At 41.3% G+C, this 17151-nt stretch carries 13 protein-coding genes; 12 read left to right on the top strand and 1 reads right to left on the bottom strand.

Annotated elements, in window-relative coordinates; genetic code table 11:
* Positions 1 to 285: 285 nt before the first annotated feature.
* Positions 286 to 2412 (bottom strand): PAS domain S-box protein, encoded by a 2127-nt coding sequence (locus QWZ08_RS15440; protein ID WP_290338369.1) that lies wholly within the window; start codon positions 2410 to 2412, stop codon positions 286 to 288.
* Between the two features lie 329 nt (positions 2413 to 2741).
* Between QWZ08_RS15440 and QWZ08_RS15435 the strand changes: the two genes are divergently transcribed.
* The 12 genes from QWZ08_RS15435 to QWZ08_RS15380 all read left to right on the top strand — a co-directional run bounded on the left by QWZ08_RS15435 (position 2742) and on the right by QWZ08_RS15380 (position 16769).
* Positions 2742 to 3917, top strand: coding sequence for a dipeptidase (locus tag QWZ08_RS15435; RefSeq protein ID WP_290338368.1), 1176 nt, complete (start codon positions 2742 to 2744; stop codon positions 3915 to 3917).
* 194 nt (positions 3918 to 4111) lie between these two features.
* A complete protein-coding gene (locus QWZ08_RS15430; RefSeq protein ID WP_290338367.1) occupies positions 4112 to 6094 on the top strand; it encodes a tetratricopeptide repeat-containing sensor histidine kinase in 1983 nt (660 codons plus the stop codon).
* Positions 6078 to 6824 carry a response regulator gene (locus QWZ08_RS15425; RefSeq protein WP_290338366.1) on the top strand — a complete coding sequence of 249 codons (747 nt, stop codon included), beginning with the start codon at positions 6078 to 6080 and terminating at the stop codon, positions 6822 to 6824. Before QWZ08_RS15430 ends, QWZ08_RS15425 begins: the two co-directional genes overlap by 17 nt.
* A gap of 130 nt (positions 6825 to 6954) precedes the next feature.
* Positions 6955 to 8994, top strand: coding sequence for a tetratricopeptide repeat protein (locus QWZ08_RS15420; protein ID WP_290338365.1), 2040 nt, complete (start codon positions 6955 to 6957; stop codon positions 8992 to 8994).
* 670 nt (positions 8995 to 9664) lie between these two features.
* Positions 9665 to 10177: a RidA family protein gene (locus QWZ08_RS15415; RefSeq protein ID WP_290338364.1), complete on the top strand. Its 513-nt coding sequence runs from the start codon at positions 9665 to 9667 to the stop codon at positions 10175 to 10177.
* A 91-nt stretch (positions 10178 to 10268) separates the two neighbouring features.
* A complete protein-coding gene (locus QWZ08_RS15410) occupies positions 10269 to 10535 on the top strand; it encodes a hypothetical protein (protein WP_290338363.1) in 267 nt (88 codons plus the stop codon).
* Positions 10536 to 10651: 116 nt separating this feature from the next.
* Entirely contained in the window at positions 10652 to 11296 is a 645-nt protein-coding gene (locus tag QWZ08_RS15405; protein WP_290338362.1) for a DUF2306 domain-containing protein, read from the top strand.
* Positions 11297 to 11336: 40 nt separating this feature from the next.
* A complete protein-coding gene (locus QWZ08_RS15400) occupies positions 11337 to 12071 on the top strand; it encodes a hypothetical protein (RefSeq protein WP_290338361.1) in 735 nt (244 codons plus the stop codon).
* Between the two features lie 83 nt (positions 12072 to 12154).
* Entirely contained in the window at positions 12155 to 13051 is an 897-nt protein-coding gene (locus QWZ08_RS15395; RefSeq protein WP_290338360.1) for a dioxygenase family protein, read from the top strand.
* 162 nt (positions 13052 to 13213) lie between these two features.
* A complete protein-coding gene (locus QWZ08_RS15390; protein WP_290338359.1) occupies positions 13214 to 14242 on the top strand; it encodes a proline iminopeptidase-family hydrolase in 1029 nt (342 codons plus the stop codon).
* Between the two features lie 59 nt (positions 14243 to 14301).
* Positions 14302 to 15066 carry an SDR family oxidoreductase gene (locus tag QWZ08_RS15385; RefSeq protein WP_290338358.1) on the top strand — a complete coding sequence of 255 codons (765 nt, stop codon included), beginning with the start codon at positions 14302 to 14304 and terminating at the stop codon, positions 15064 to 15066.
* A gap of 191 nt (positions 15067 to 15257) precedes the next feature.
* Complete coding sequence (locus QWZ08_RS15380; protein WP_290338357.1) at positions 15258 to 16769, top strand: M20/M25/M40 family metallo-hydrolase; 1512 nt, start codon at positions 15258 to 15260, stop codon at positions 16767 to 16769.
* Positions 16770 to 17151: the final 382 nt, after the last annotated feature.

Below are 17151 nucleotides of genomic sequence, written 5' to 3'. Positions count from 1 at the left end.
TGACTTACTTCAGTACTGAAAATGATTCATATCATGTGAAGTGGATAGATAGTACAGTCTGTATTGAAGTGATGCTACTATTCAGGGCGCTGTGCCCCAATTTTTATTTGCAGGCAAATATTACGCGGAATCGGGTGCTGGCTACGAGGCAAGATTTAAATAAAATTGAAAAAAAATAAAAACAGCCGTACAGTCGATAATTCCGGCAGGCTGGTTAAAACCAGCGGGCAGTACTTTGGCCTGCAACAAAACAATTGAAGAAACGGGAAGAAGGGAAATTTGTTATTATTCAGCAGATTTAGGAAAAGAGACAAAGAAAGTACTTCCTTTCCCTTCTTCAGATTCTACCCAAATTTTACCTTTATGCAGTTCTGCGATTCTCCTGCAAATGGCAAGGCCGATACCTGTTCCCGGATAGCTGCTCCTGGCGTGCAGGCGTTGAAATATGATAAATATTTTATCAAAATATTCGACGTTGATGCCGATACCGTTGTCTTTTACAAACAGCACATAGCGGCTGGTTTCTTCAACACAACCAGCTTCAATTTGCGGCGGATCATAGCCCCGGTATTTTAGTGCATTGGTTAACAGGTTAAGCAGCAACTCATGCACCAATGTATCATTTGCTATGATCACAGGCAATGATTGAACCTTTATTACAGCGTTGTTTAAATCAATTGTTTCCCGCAGCACATTCTGCAGATGTGCAAAAACGGCATTTAAATCCACTGCAGAAAATTCTTCCTTATTCGTACCTATCCGTGAATATTGCAACAAATCGCGTATCAATATTTTCATGCGGTCTGCGCCATCAATTACAAAACGAATGTATTGGCGGGTGGTTTCATCCAATTGGCTGTCCAGCCTTCTTTCAACCAGGTTTAAAAAACTGTTTACCATGCGCAATGGCTCCTGCAAATCGTGGCTGGCGATAAAAGCAAAATTTTCAAGATCTGAGTTCACATTCTTTAACTCCTTTGCATATTTTACCAGCCTAGCTTCTGAATGTTTCCGGTACGTAATGTCTTCGGTAATTGCCAGGTAATGCGTGGTTTCGCCCGCAGTATTCTGAATGCAGGAGAATGCCGCAGATTCCCAGTAAAACTGGCCGTTCTTTTTTTTGTTGTGAAACTCGCCGTGCCATTCGCAACCCTCTTTAAGTGCCTGCCACAAAGCTGCGTATTCTTCATCAGTTGTATGCCCTGAGTTGAGTACGGCTATATTTTTGCCTTTTACTTCTTCAAAATTATAGCCAGTGTTTTCAGCAAATTTTGAGTTCACATATTCAATGCTTCCGCTGGTGTTGGTAATTATAATGCTTACCGGGCTCTGCTCTACGGCTTGGGAGAGCTGCCTTATTTTGTCTTCTTTTTCTTTACGGGCCGAGATATCCAGCATTGTTAAAAAGCAGTGCTCCCCATTGTCGGTAAGGCTGCCTTCCAGGTGTAAAAACATTGGTGGCCGCCCGTCCATCGCAAGCGACAACTCGCAGGTCTGACTAAGGTTTGTTTCAAATATTTTTTCTACAAAATGGTCAAATACGGGCTTGGATTCAACAGTAATAAATGCTGAGAAAAGCTTACCCTTTAGTGTGAGTTTTTGTCGCCCGAGGAGCTGTGCGCCGCGAAGGTTAAGCTCTATAATTTTACTGTGCCTTGACAAGGTAAAATAAGCGCAGGGTGCTATGTTGTATAAGGTAAAATATTTCTGTACGGCCTGGTCTGAAAGCTGCATTGCCGTTATTAATTTTTTGTTGCTTGCATTTAAAGCGGCTGTCAGCTTTTCGTTTTCTTTACTTTTAAGTGTCAGTTCCCTGTTGGCAAGCACCAATTCTGCCGTATGTTGTTCGCTTATTTTATTTTGCAATAACAGCGTTTCCTTTGCCTGTTTCCTTTCAGTAATATCAATGACATTTATAAAACATCTTTCTTCTGTTTCATCTACTGTGCCCGCAAGCAAAACATGCATGGGTGACCGTTCATTTACAGATAAAATAATTTCGCAGGTGTGTTTGGCTTTATCATTAAAAATACTCTCCAAAAAAAGATGATACCGGGGTTGTGTTTCAGGCGATACATACAATGCAAGCCGGTTATTGATCAACCTGCCGCGATCTTTTCCCAGCATTTTCGCCGCACTTAAATTCAATTCCATTATGTCCCCTGCCCGCGAAAGGGTGCAATATCCCGATGGTGCAAAATCATACAGCGTTGCATATTTGCGTGCATACGCAGCCAATTTTTCCACTTCCTCTTTTACCTGGTTTTGTGTTTGCAACAGTTCTTCGTTCTGCATTTCCAGTTCAATCTGGTGCACTTCTAATTCATATATCAGTCTTGAGGTCTCAATTTCTTCGATGGGCTTAAAACTTTTCTGGAGGGTGTCAATTGTTGACAGAGGCTTATTTTGCATGGTAAATACATTTATTGAAAAGGTGGAGTTAGTGATGTTAAGTTAGCATATTAATTTATATTGTTTTTATTTAATTAAACAGCATGCATAATTGTTTTACTTTTTTAATGGATAAATTTCATATTGTTATGGGTGAGCTATTCTTCTAAATGCCGTATAAATTTTATTTATCTAAAACGCCGGATTTAAATTGATAATAGTTATTTATCTTCCGTGTATTGTTACTGATTTAAGGCATGCGCTTATTTATCTTCCATTAGAAGCCAAAAGAAATAAACAGTAAGTTGTACAAACACAATTGTTGTCCGATGACCAAAACAAATTTTATTATGAAGCATCTTTTCTTTCTGTTATTAAGCCCCCTTTGTTTTTTAACTACAAAATCGCAGTCGTACAAGAAGCTGCACTATGATGCCATATTGATTGATACGCACAACGACATCCCCAGTTCCACCATTGAAAAAAAGGTTCAGTTTGATACCAACCTGAAAGGCAAAACACATTCTGATTTAAACCGGATGAAAGAAGGTGGCATTGACGTACAGATATTCTCTATTTTTTGCGGGCCTGAGCAGGAACATCCCTATGCATTTGCCAACCGGGAAATCGATTCTGTGTATGCCTGGTGTAACCGCAACCCGGGTAAAATGATGCTGGTTAAAACTCCGGCGCAATTGCAGCAGGCCGTCAAGGCAAAAAAGCTGGCGGCCATGCTGGGTGTGGAAGGCGGGCACATGATAGAGAATGATTTGAATAAACTGGATACATTTTTTAACAGGGGTGTAAGGTACATGACATTGACCTGGAATAACTCTACCGACTGGGCTACATCAGCCGCAGACGAAACCTTAAAAGGTGATTCACTGAAACACAAAGGACTGACGGATTTCGGAAAACAAATAGTGAATAGAATGAATGACCTGGGCATGATGGTAGACATTAGTCATAACGGAGAACAAACATTCTGGGATGTGATCAATACTACTACCAAACCCATTATAGCATCACATAGCAGTGTTTGGAATTTATGCAAACACCGTAGAAATTTAAAGGATGAACAGATAAAAGCCATTGGAAAAAATGGCGGCGTTATTCACCTAAATTTTTATGCCGGCTTTATTGACAGTACGTATGAAGCAAAGGCCATGGCTTTTGTTGCACAGCATAAATCATCCGTTGATTCTTTAATTGCCTTAAAAATACAACCGGATTACGCAGCCATTATGGTGGGCGAAATTTACAAAGATGAAGTCAGGAATTTTCGCCCGCATCTTTCCGTGCTGATAGACCACCTGGATTATATTGTAAAGCTGATAGGTGTTGACCATGTAGGCCTGGGCAGCGACTTTGATGGTATTGAAGCTCCGCCGCTGGAGCTGAACGGTGTAGAAGATTACCCGCTGGTAACGAAAGCCCTGCTGGAAAGAGGCTACAGCGAAAAAGACATCCGCAAAATTTTAGGCGGGAATTTTATCCGTGTATTTAAAGCAAATGCCGTTAAATAATTTAAGCAGGCATAGCAACCGAAATGCAAAAGCCTCTTTTTATATTCCTTTACCCATTCGATAATTTTAACAGCCACCCTGACTACTAAGTTAACTAAACTGATACATACTGTCAGAAGCGGGATCAGTGCTTTAAAAAAACGGGCGAGGTGTTATTACCTGGATATAAAATGAAAATATTTTTTACCTGCACAATGCTTTTACTGTCATTTGCCAGCGCTTCCCAGCTGGTGGACCTTTCAAGGGTTCCGCCCTATCGCCCCGTTTTTGTGGCTACTGATGCATTTGATTCTTCTTATTTAACCCAGCTGGAAAAAGCTACTACACAAAACCTGCCTGATACCGTGCAACTGGCCATTGGCAACGATCTTGCCTATTACTGGCATACCCGAAATCTTGACAGGGCTTGCGCACTTGCGTATAAAACCCTTGTATTTGCAAAAAGCATTCACAATAAAATATGGGAAGGACGTTTACTGGTAACGCTCGGGGCCGTCTTACTGCGACAGGAAAAACTGGATTCGGCTTTTAAAGCACTGACTTCAGCAATACCCATCGTTACAAAAAAAGATTTACCACAACTCTATACACAGCTGGGGTATGTAATGGAAAGAAAAGGGCAGCTCAGCAAAGCGGCAGATTATGCACTGGAAGCCCTGCACACAGGCGACACGTTGCATGATATAAAAGCGCAGGCAATGGCTTACAGCGACCTGAGTAATTTGTTCTGGAAACAATCCAAGTTTGATAAAGGGATTGAATATGGACTTCATTCGGTGGCACTTTTTAAACAGCGAGGCATCAAAGACATGGACTATAGTTTTACCTTGTACGTACTGGGAAACAATTACCTATCCGTAAAAGATTATCCGGATGCGCTGCAATATTTCAGACTGGCTTTGGCACAAAGCGAACAATACCAGTTTTACAATAACCTGGCCGATATTTATATCGCCCTCAACCAATTGTATACACTTACTGCCGACTATGCCAAAGCAACCTTCAATGCAAGGCAGGCCATCCGGTATTCAACCTTGCTTGACAATAATTTCATGCTGATGCGGTCGTGGCTTTGCCTGGCACATTTACAAAACCTCACCCATCAGCCTGATACAGCAATCGCAAGTTTAAAAATTTGTTTACGGGTGGCAGGCAACTACTTCGGCGATAAATTCTTTTTAAGTCGTGCCTACAAAGAACTCGGTGATGCGTACGCCGCAACAGGCGACTATAAAAATGCGTATACCGCCTTTCAGCAATATGATATATTAAAAGACAGCGTATTTACTGCTGAAGCCGACCAGCGGGTGGCCCAACTGCAAACCGAATTTGAAGTTGCGCAAAAAGAAAGTACTATCAAAACCCAGCAGCAGTCTATACTACAGCAAAGACGGCTGCAGTGGTTAACGCTGGGTGCAGCAGGTTTGCTGGTGCTTATTTTAGCCGGCTTGTACCGCACCTACCACAATAAACAAAGGGTAAATGCACAACTGGAAATGCTCAATGAAAGCCTGGAACAAAAAAACAACCAGCTGGATAAACGCAATGCAGAAAACGAATTGCTGTTAAAAGAAATTCATCACCGGGTAAAAAATAATTTGGAAATCGTTTCGGGGTTACTGGCATTGCAGGCTGCTCAAACCGATCATCCATCGGCGCAGGCGGTGATGCAGGCCAGCCAGAACCGGGTACTGTCTATGGGCATCATTCACCAGAAGCTATATCAAAAAGGCAATCTTGCAGGTATAGAAATGAAGGACTATTTTCTTAACCTGGGAGAAAGTATCCTGGATGCTTACAATGCGGCAGACCGTATCCGCATTACCTGCAATATGCTTCCAATGGACCTAGATATTGATACGGCAGTGCCTGTCGGGCTCATAGCAAATGAATTATTGACCAATTCATTAAAATATGCTTTTGGAGCAAATCAACCGGGAGAAATAACCATTGATCTGAAGAAAACGGAGGTGCTGGATCAATACATTTTTTGCCTGGGCGATAATGGTATTGGCAGGCCTGAAAATACTATTGCTAAAGGCACCGGCTTTGGAACAGAGTTGGTAAATTTACTCGTGCAGCAACTGAATGGCAAACTGACTACCTGTATTAACCACGGCACCCTGATTACCATACGTTTTAAATATACTAAACCACACAATGAGCACACCCGTTAAAATACTGGTTGTAGAAGATGAGATGATCATCGGGGCAAAAATTTCCATGCAGCTAACCAGCCTCGGTTACGAGGTTACTGGTATACTGCCGCGTGGAGAAGAAGCCATCCTGCACGCCAAAGAAAATAAACCCGATATCATACTGCTGGATATTAACCTGAAAGGAAAGCTGGACGGCATTGAGACTGCAGTAGCATTACAACAACAGGGATCCATCCCGATCATTTACCTGACCGCCAATTCAGATGAAGCTACTTTTAACCGGGCTAAATCAACCAAGCCATATGCTTTTATTGCAAAGCCTTTTAAGCAGCTCGATCTGCAACGGGCAATAGAACTTACCATTAGCCGCATGGCAGAAAACGCCGGCGGCTTACCAATGGAAAATAAAACAGAAGAAGAACAGTCTTTTATTTTAAGCGACCGAATCTTTATAAGGCATAAGGAGAAAATGATAAAAGTTATGCTTGGAGATATTCTGTACATGGAGGCCGACCGCAACTACAGCCGCATTTTTACCAGTAACCGTGAATACCTCTTGTCAACAACACTTAAAACAATAGAAGAGAAAATGAGCATGCAGCTGTTCATGCGCATACACCGCTCTTACCTCATCAACATTACGCATGTAGACGAGGTAGCGGAAAGCCATGTGATGATTGGAAATAAAGCGGTGCCGTTGGGTACGGGTATGCGGGAACAACTGATGCACCGGATGCAGACTTTGTAATACTTCCATCTGCTTTTGCCAAAAGGTTGTAATGTTTTTTTCGATGTAACCATCTTCCTGTAAAAAGTTTCGGCCGATACAAGAACAGGTTCCCGGAAACATCCACCTGGCAAAAAAGCATTTAGTTAATATGAAAAAAATCTTTTTACTTTTCGTTGTCAGCAATTTATTGCATCATCATTGCTGTGCCCAAAAAAAAGGGAAATTCCTGGTAGACTCATTGGTTGCTGCATTAGCCGGGATGAAAGAAGATACAACCAAAGTGAACCTGTACTTCAATATCATGAGTGCATATGTTTATTATAAACCTAAAGAGGGATTGGATTACCAGACAGCGGCTTTGGAACTGGCCACAACAACCGGCTGGAAAATCGGTATTGCGAAGATCAAAGACAGGATAGGTCGTCTTAACTGGCGGATGGGCGATTTTGCCGAGGCACTGAATAATCATTTTGAAGCACTGAAAGTTTTTCAACAACTCAATAATGGATATGCCCGGTATATCCTGATAGAGATAGGTCAGGACTACCTGGATGACGGTAAATATGCACAAGCTGAACCGTATTTACTAAAATCAGTAAAGCTGTGTATGGCAGACAACGATAAAACTAACCTCGCTATGGCATACGATATATTGAGGTATATGTACGGCGTACAAGGTAACACGGCGGAAGAGACAAAAATCGGGTACGCTTACCTGAAAGTGACTGAAGAAATAGGCGATATAAATTCCATCTACTATGCAATGCTGCAGTTAGGGAAAAATTTTAAAGAAATTGGCAACTACCCCGATGCTTTAAAATATCTTAAACAAAGTTTACAGATTATCCATGGGTCGGGCAACAAACTTAAAGAAGCCTACTCCAACCTGAGCATTGGCGAAATTTACAATGCAACCGGCAACTTTTCAGAAGCAACGAACTATTATACGAATGCGCTCCGCTTTGCCAATGAATCAAAGGATGTAAATCTGCTGGCGGACGTATATAATGGTATGGGAAATTTATCCATTGCTCAAGGCAGGTACGTGGAAGCCATTCAATATTATACCAACGCCGAAGCGGGTTATAAATCAATCGCACATAAAAGGGAATTGGCAACGCTATATACCAACGTAGGAAAGGCTTACACCTGCCTGAAAAAATTTCCCCAGGCTACAAAATCATTCAGTGATGCAAAAACCCTCTATAAAGGGTTAAAAGCCGACCTGTCAATGGCAGATTATTATAGCGGAATGGCTATGCTGGATAGCGCCACTGGTAACTGGAAAGATGCTTACCTGAATTACCACAAATACATTGTTATTAATGACAGTTCGTTTAATAAAGAAACACTAAAAAAAGCGGTGGCATCGCAAATGAAATATGAAAACGATAAAAAAGAAGCGAATATAAAAGCCGAACAGGAAAAAAAAGATATAGCGGCGCTGGCCGAAATAAGCAGACAGCGTAATATCCGTAACGCTGCATTTGGCGTACTGATATTGGTCCTTGTATTCTCGGGGGTAGTATTCCGCCAACGTAACAAAATTGCAGGTGAGAAAAAACGAAGCGACCAGTTGTTGATGGATAAAGAAGTGCTGCTGAAAGAAATTCATCACCGGGTAAAAAACAACCTTGAAGTGGTCAGCAGCTTACTGGCGCTGCAAAGTGCCCAGATTGATGACCCGAACACCAAAGACGCCATGCTGGCCGGTCAAAACCGCGTGCATTCTATCGGCATTGTACACCAGAAATTATACCAGGGCACTAACCTTGGGGCCATTGAAATGAAAGACTATTTTATTAACCTAGGTGAAAGTATACTGGATTCTTTTGGTGCTGAAAAAAGAGTAACTGTTGAATGTGCCATGGATCAGTTGGATGTAGACATCGATACTGCAGTACCGCTCGGTTTAATTGTAAATGAACTATTGACCAATACGCTTAAATATGCCTTTCCCGAAGGACAAAAAGGGAAAGTGCAGATAAAACTACATAAACAAACGGACGGCGCATTGCGCCTGGAGGTGTCGGACAATGGCGTTGGTAAATCCGGCGTTACAAAAGGTACCGGTTTTGGCGGACAACTTGTATCCTTGCTTACACAACAACTGAGCGGCTCCATGCGGGAAGAAATAAACAATGGCACCCATATTTATTTTGAGTTTAAACCGGTAAAGGCGGCTTGAATTTATCAGCGCAGCAGTATAAAAAACTTAACTTATCCTACCTTCTTTATTTCCGGGCTAAACTGTAGGAAACGTTCAACTTTCACTTCTAAAATAGACGCTGCATCTACCCTGAACAATTGTAATGGCCGGTCCGGTAAAGAATAGCCCATCTACGGACAGTTTTACCGCCCTTTGGTCCTCAAGTGCTGTAAATCCTTATATCCAATTGTTAAGTTTACACAAGAAATATTCGCTTAATGGCGCTTCACTTCAAATGAAAAAGCCATCGTAAAAATGAACAGCTAATAAACAGGACAATACTGGTTAATTATTCAGGCAACTGTTGCGGAATAGTTTTTTTAACGACCGGGTTTGCTGAAAGATAGTATTGATAAGGCGGGAATCTAATCAATGCATAAGGAGGGATGAATAAAATCATTCCTCCTTTTTAAATCATTTCGATGATGCTTCGTCGTATCATATAAAAACTGCACCTCCAATTGTTCGTTACACCACCCCCTGAAAAATAAGCAGATCCAACAACACCTCCCATAATAAAGAATTGATTAAAATGAATGTGAACGGAACGGTCATTCGACTTAGCGTAGTAATAGCCTGAAAAAAAATAGCATCAATTTTTATTAGTTAGATAAGCAACATTATTTTTTATTTCAATACACTTACACCAATGATAAAATTATTTTTATTTGCCTGCATTCTTTCAGCCTGTGCACTACTCTTTATTCGCTGCAATCATGTTCCACCCCAACACCAAGAGGCAACTGCCCCCCTAACAAAAGAAGCAACCGCCGAAGCCCCGGAATACTTTAACCTGCGGCCAAAACTGGAAAAAGAATATGGCTATACACATGCGGTTAAAATCGGCAACGATCTTAAAATTTCAGGCGCCGTTAGTATGAATGATTCAGGGGTAATTATTGGACCGGGAAACATGGAATTACAAATGAAAAATTGTTATAGTGATCTGGAAAAAATTCTGCAGCATTATGGTTACACAATCGATGAAGTGGTAGCTGAAAACATTTATACCACCAATATGGCGGAGTTCATCAAAGTATCCGGTTTTCGTAACTCAGTTTATAAAAAACAATTTCCCACAGGTACCTGGCTGGAAGTAAAAGGGCTGGCATTGGTGGGACAATTGATTGAGATAGACATGGAAGCGCATAAGGTAAAATAATGGGAACAACATGTAGTAACAACAAGCCCAAAGGTTAGCTAAAAAAACAACCGAGCAATAAAACGCCCCATCACCATTAAATATAATCAACATGCCAACGATCCTAGCCAGACACAAAGTAAGAGGCATTGATGCATGGCTTAAAGGCCACCAGGACAGGGTAAACCTGTTTGCTCCTGCAGTAACAAGTTTTAAAACATTCCAGGATACAGACGATCCGAATTCTGTGCTACTAGTAATAGAAACAATGGATGTTGCGCTGCTGGGCGCCATCATCAATGACCCAAAAAATCATGCAGTAAAAGAATTGCACACCGTGTTGGATCCAGTAATACTGTCTATGCCAGTGGATTTATAATGCACTGTACTGCCGCATGTGAAGCAGTCCGGCAGTAATTGGCCGGGTACATAGAACATTGACAGCGACCACCGCACAATCAAAAAAAAGCCAACAATCAAATAAAAATTTATACCATGGCACAATCTAAACTGATCCCCATCCAGCAGCCCAAAGTAAACTGGCAACTGGTTATTTCCTTGTTACTGATTGCATTCGCCGGCAAATTTGTGATACAACATGCTTTACCCTATTTTGGTTTTAAGCAAGCCACTTTTGGCAGGTACTGGAATTATAAATGGCCGCTTATTGGCCACATTTCCGGGGGATTGCTGGCGCTTGCCATCGGTCCTTTCCAGTTTTGGAGAGCCTTCAGAAATAAATACATCACCACCCACCGTTGGATGGGACGCAGCTACCTGTTGTCTATTTTAATCGGCACAGTTTGTTCTACTTACCTGGCCTGGACAAGTGCCATCAAAGTTAATTTTTCCTGGGCGCTGGGTTTACAGGCGCTGGCATTTGCATGGATGACCACTGCAACTATGGCCTATATTTCTGTTATGCGTGGACGCATCATGCAGCACAGGGAATGGATGATCAGGAGTTATGTGGTCACTTTTGCATTTGTAACATTCCGGTGGCTGAATGACTCTTCCATAGCCATCCAACTGATGGAAAAATTTACAGAAAGAGGCCCGGCAATCATATGGCTTTGCTGGACAGTTCCATTGCTTATTACCGAAATAGTACTCAGCTCGAAATACAATAATGCTTATTAAGCCCAACAACATAACACAATCATTTTAAAAAACTAACAACATGAACTTTATTCAAAAAAATGCAAAGCCAGTTTTAATGGCCTCAATCATGGTTACTCTTTTTTCATGCAACAGCACTCCTGAAAAAACAGAAGAACCAGCAAAAAAGCAAGACACCGCGGTAGTAACAATAGCCGCCACACCCGAAGCCCCCAAAATTGCTGCACCTTTTGATATGATGGAAATCAACCATGCGGTAAAAGATTATACCAGCTGGAAAAAGGCATTCGACCTTGATTCAGCGGCCCGTGCAGCAAGCGGTTTGAGCTCTTTAGTATTGGCGAGAAGCCTGGATAAACCAAATGATGTATCAGTTACATTATTGGTTTCTGATGTACAAAAAGCAAAAGCATTTGCCGCAGATCCGAGACTGAAAGATGTGATGGATAAAAACGGCGTGGTGTCAAAACCGGAAATTGGTTATTATCATGTAACCCGCTTTAATCCTGATTCAAAAGAAAAGCAATGGGTAATCATCACCCACAAAGTAAAAGACTATGCTGCCTGGCTAAAAGTATATGATGGCGAAGGCCCCGCAACAAGGTCTGCTAACGGATTGGTTGATGTAGTACTGTCCCGCGCCATTGATGATTCCAACACGGTGCAAATAATATTTGATATTAAAGACATGGCAAAAGCAAAAGCAAGAATCAGTTCACCTGAATTAAAAAAATTAATGACAGATGCAGGTGTGACTGGTGCTCCAAAAATTGAATATTATAACCAAGCGGAATAAGTTAAGCAGGATTTAAACCACCCGTAACAGTGTGGTTTATTTATAACTTGTTTAAACACTTCATCATCACAAAAAAAAACAGCATGCAACGGAGAGCCTTCATTAAAAATTCAGCGCTGGGAGCAGTTGCTTTAAGCGCTTACGGGTTTATACAATTTGACGGTAACAATTATATTGGCGACTGCGAAACAACCACCGATATACTTGGCCCCTTCTACCGGCCCGGCAGCCCCGTTAAAAATAACCTGGCATTAAAAGATGAGCCAGGTAATCCAATCGAACTGAGTGGTATCATCAGGCATAAGGATTGTAAAACCCCTTATCAAAAAGCCAAAATTGAGTTGTGGCATTGCGATGCCAAAGGGGTATATGATAATACTTCAGCTGAATTCCGGTACCGCGGTACTACCTGGTCTGACGATAATGGCAATTATTCTTTTACTACTATTTTACCGGTGGCCTATGATGCTGGTGGCGGCCATATACGTCCGGCGCATTTTCATTTAATGATCACTGCTGAAGGATATCAGCCATTGGTAACACAACTTTATTTTACAGGTGATATCCACATCAAAAAAGACCGGTACGCTTCTTCACAAAAAGCAAAGGCGCGGATTTTAAATGTGCAAAAATTAAACAATGGTACACGGAAAGTAGTGTACAATGTAAGTATGGCGGAAGTATTACAGCTGGAAGCTGCAACAGTAGAAAAGTTAACCGGCACTTATACTGATAGCTCCAATAAAAATAAACCCGTGGAACTTTTCAGTAAAAACAATGTATTGTGGATGAAAAATGAAGCCTTCGGCAATAAGTTTGAATATTCCGGCAACAACACTTTTGAAGAAGCAAACAATCCGCCCGGCATGTACTGGAAACTTCATTTTGAACTTATGGAATCTGGTGCTGTGAAGCTTACTGAAAACTATGTTGATGACGATTTGGTTAAACATGTTGCTACCTATGTAAAAGGAAAATAGCCTTCTTTTTTCCGGCGTTAAAAAATAATCGAAAAATGATTTTCTATTTATCAGGGGTTGCCGAAAACTTTGGAAGCTATTGATGGAGTAATTAAAAAACTTAGATCGTACGGCAAAATGAAAGACCAGTACCTGACCAGCTAACTAAAAGCAACATAAAAAATGAAAAAAATAATTCTTTCTACGATTATTGCAGGGGCTGTTTTCGCATGCACGCAATCTCCCCAAAATATAGACAATAACGTTACTACCGTAACAAGGGATAGCGTTTATACTGTTAAAACCGGGGGTGCTAAAATGATACAGGTAGATGGTAAGTACAATGTATGGACAAAGAAAGTTGGTGATGGAAAAATAAAAGTATTGTTGCTGCACGGCGGCCCTGGTTTTAGTCACGACTACTTTGAGTGTTTCGAAGATTTCCTGCCCAAAGAAGGCATGGAGATTTATTATTACGATCAATTGGGTTGTGGCAATTCAGATGCACCAACAGACACTTCACTTTGGAATATTGCCCGCTACGTAGAAGAAGTGGAGCAGGTGCGTAAAGGTCTCGGGCTTGATACTTTTTATTTACTGGGCCATTCCTGGGGCAGCATGCTGGCCATGGAATATGTACACAAATACCAGCAGCACGTAAAAGGCGCAGTATTATCTAATATGACTGCGGGTATTAAAAGTTACCTGCCCTACGCAGAAGAATTAAAAAAGAAATATTTAACCAGGGCTGACATAGCCACCTATGATTCGCTGGATAAATTAAAGGCTTACCAGTCCCCGGAATACCAAAATTTACTGATGAGTAAATTGTATACGCAAACCATTTGCAGGCTTCCAATGGAGCGCTGGCCGGAGCCATTAATGAGAGCTTTTAAAAAAGCAAACCAATCTATCTACATTCAAATGCAGGGTGTGGATGAATTTCATGTAACAGGAAATTTTAAGGACTGGGAGATGTGGGATCGCCTGCCGGATATTAAAGTACCAACGCTTGTCATTGGCGGAATGTATGATGAAATGAATCCGGCAGAGATGAAAAAAGAGGGACAGCTAATTCCTTACAGTCACACCTACTTATGCCCCAACGGAAGCCATATGAGTATGTATGATGACCAGCAAAATTATTTTAATACCCTCATTAAATTTTTAAAAGATGTAGAGAGTAACCAATTTGTTGCAGATAAAAAATAACGTCACCCGTATCTTTTTTTTAATAAACAAGAAATTAATCACTGCTAAAACTTTAGAAAATGAAATCAGTAATTATTACAGGCACCAGTAAAGGAATTGGCCTCGAAACAGCACTTGCCTTTGCGCGGGCCGGTTATAACGTTTTTGCCACCATGCGCAGTCCGCAAAGTGCGAATGCTTTTAAGCAACAAATTAAAGACGAGGCTTTACCAATAACCATTGCTGCGATGGACGTGAATTCTGATGCATCAGTTAAACAATGTATAGACGGCATACTCAGTGAGAATGGATCAATTGATGTACTGGTAAATAATGCAGGCATTGAGCGACATGGCTCCATTGAAGAACTGACAATGGCCAATTTTAAAGATGTGATGGAAACAAATTACTTTGGGGTGCTCAGATGCACAAAGGCTTTATTGCCATTGATGCGTAAAAACAGGAATGGCTGTATCATTAATGTAACGAGCATTGCGGGTAAAATTGCCAACACACCCTTAGGCCCTTATTCTGCCAGTAAATTTGCGCTGGAGGCTGTTAGTGAATCACTGGCACAGGAAGTAAAACCACATAATATACGGGTAGCCATTGTAGAACCGGGCATTATCAATACACAAATGGCGAATGACATCAGTATAAACGAAGCTTCAATATATCCGCAATCGAAACGTTTTGCAGGCTTGTTTGCCGCTTCACTTAAACACCTACACAACCATCTATGGTTGCAGAAAAGATATTGGAAATTGCTGAAAGCAACAGCTGGCAATTGCGCCACCCGGTTGGGCCCGATGCAATACCTTTTTTGCAATGGCGGGCTTCAATGACAGATGAACAATATGTGGATTGGAATGCAGCCACGGATGAAGATTATTATAATGCAGTACAAAATACTTTTGGTCTGAATGCAAGACCGGAGCAATAGCGGTTTAAAATCTAATTTAAAATTCTTTTATAAAGGTGCTTGCATAATCCGCAGGCACTTTCACTATTTCTTTATGTTGCAACAAAAAAAAAGATGACGAAACTAACATTCACAACGCTGATCTTCTTAACAGTGTTAAGTTCATTTATCAGCACCCATTTAATGGCACAAAATACAGTAACAAAAAATGCAAAAAAAGAGAAGGTAAAACCAGCGATGCCTCTGTATGAAAAATACATTGACGACAACATGGATGCACACCTGAAAGAATTTGTTGAGTTGGTATCTATTCCAAGTATATCATCTATCCCATCCAATAAGCCTGATGTAGAAAAAGCAGCAGCATGGATACAAAATAAATTAAGAGCCATTGGTATCCCCACCACGCAACTAATACCCACAGATGGGAACCCGGTAGTATATGGCAGCTGGGATAAAGCGCCTGGCAAACCAACGGTGTTAATTTATGCGCATTATGATGTGCAGCCGGTAAAAGAATCAGAATGGGACAACCCTCCTTTTGCACCGGTTATTAAAGATGGAAAAATATTTGGCCGCGGTGCCAGCGATGACAAAAGTGGTGTGATGACAACCATCTGGGCGGTGGAAGCCATGTTGAGCACCAACGGAAAATTACCGGTGAATGTAAAATTTATGTTTGAAGGAAATGAAGAAGTGGGCAGCCCCTACTTTAAAGATTTTCTTATAAAAAATAAAGACTTGCTGAAAGCTGATTTCGCATTGAACGCGGATGACGGCCAGATTGATGAAAACAATCCTGCGATGACAGTTAGTTTACGCGGCGCAGCGCAAATGGAATTCAGCATTAAAACAGCTAATACTGATGCGCATTCGGGAGAGTTTGGTGGCAAGACACCCAATGCGGTTTTGATCCTGTCCCAGATTATCAGTTCTTTTTATGACAACAAGGGTAATGTGGCCGTGGAAGGGTTTTATGATAAGGTTGTACCTGTATCTCCTCAGCAAAAAGAGATGATCAAAAAAATACCTTATGATCCCGCAACGGACATGAAAATATTAGGCACTACAGCCGAAGCAGGAGACACCAGTTTTTCGCCGTTGGAAAGAATCTGGTTTCGTCCCACGCTGGAAATTGTGGGCATGCAGGGCGGTTATACTGCGGCAGAAGGCCACTCCAATATTATTCCCGGCAATGCGATGGCGAGAATAACCTGCCGCCTGGTAAGCAATCAAAACGGAAAGGAAATTATTGATTTAATCGTAAAGCACATCAACAAAAATTGTCCGCCAGGCGCTACGGTTACATACAAATTTGGCAAAGGCTATGCAAGCCCGATGCAATTGCCTGCTGACACAAAAGAATACCGGTATATCTCTGATGTGTTATCAACAATTTACGGCAAACAACCTTTGCAATTGGCCACCGGGGGCAGTGTTGGATCGCTGTTATCTATCAAGGAAATTTTAGGGCTGAATGCCTATCCGTTGGGCTTTGAATTAAGCGATGAAAAATGGCATGCAGCCAATGAGTTTTTCAGGATATCCAGTGTACGTAGGGGTCAATTGATTTACTGCAATTATTTACAATATCTTGCTGATGAAGAAGCCAAATTAAAAAAGTAAAAACCCGTACACAAACAATAGACATACAACATTCAAGGTCGTTTATTTAATCGATTTAAAATTTATATTGTTACTAATACTTTGCAAAAAAGCGTGAAGTCCACGAGCCCTGTTTCGAATTTAAAACAGTAACTGGATAAGCTGCCTCTTTTGGTTCGGTTCCGGCTTGCCGGAATTCAAAAAAATGCGCAGCATATTTTTTTGAAAGAAGCAAAAGCAGCAGCGTTCCAGTTACGCAGCCACGCCGGCTGCGGAGGCGAAGTCAACATGTTGAAAAGAAGCACCCAATTAAATGATGCTTTAATTTTTAGACGAACGAATGAAATAAAACCATGTTTAAATAAACACATTGATACAACACTTAGCGAATAAAACAGCAAAA

The sequence above is a fragment of the Ferruginibacter paludis genome, from assembly GCF_030409685.1.
GTDB lineage: Bacteria > Bacteroidota > Bacteroidia > Chitinophagales > Chitinophagaceae > Ferruginibacter > Ferruginibacter paludis.
This window is presented reverse-complemented; position numbering and strand designations above follow the sequence as displayed.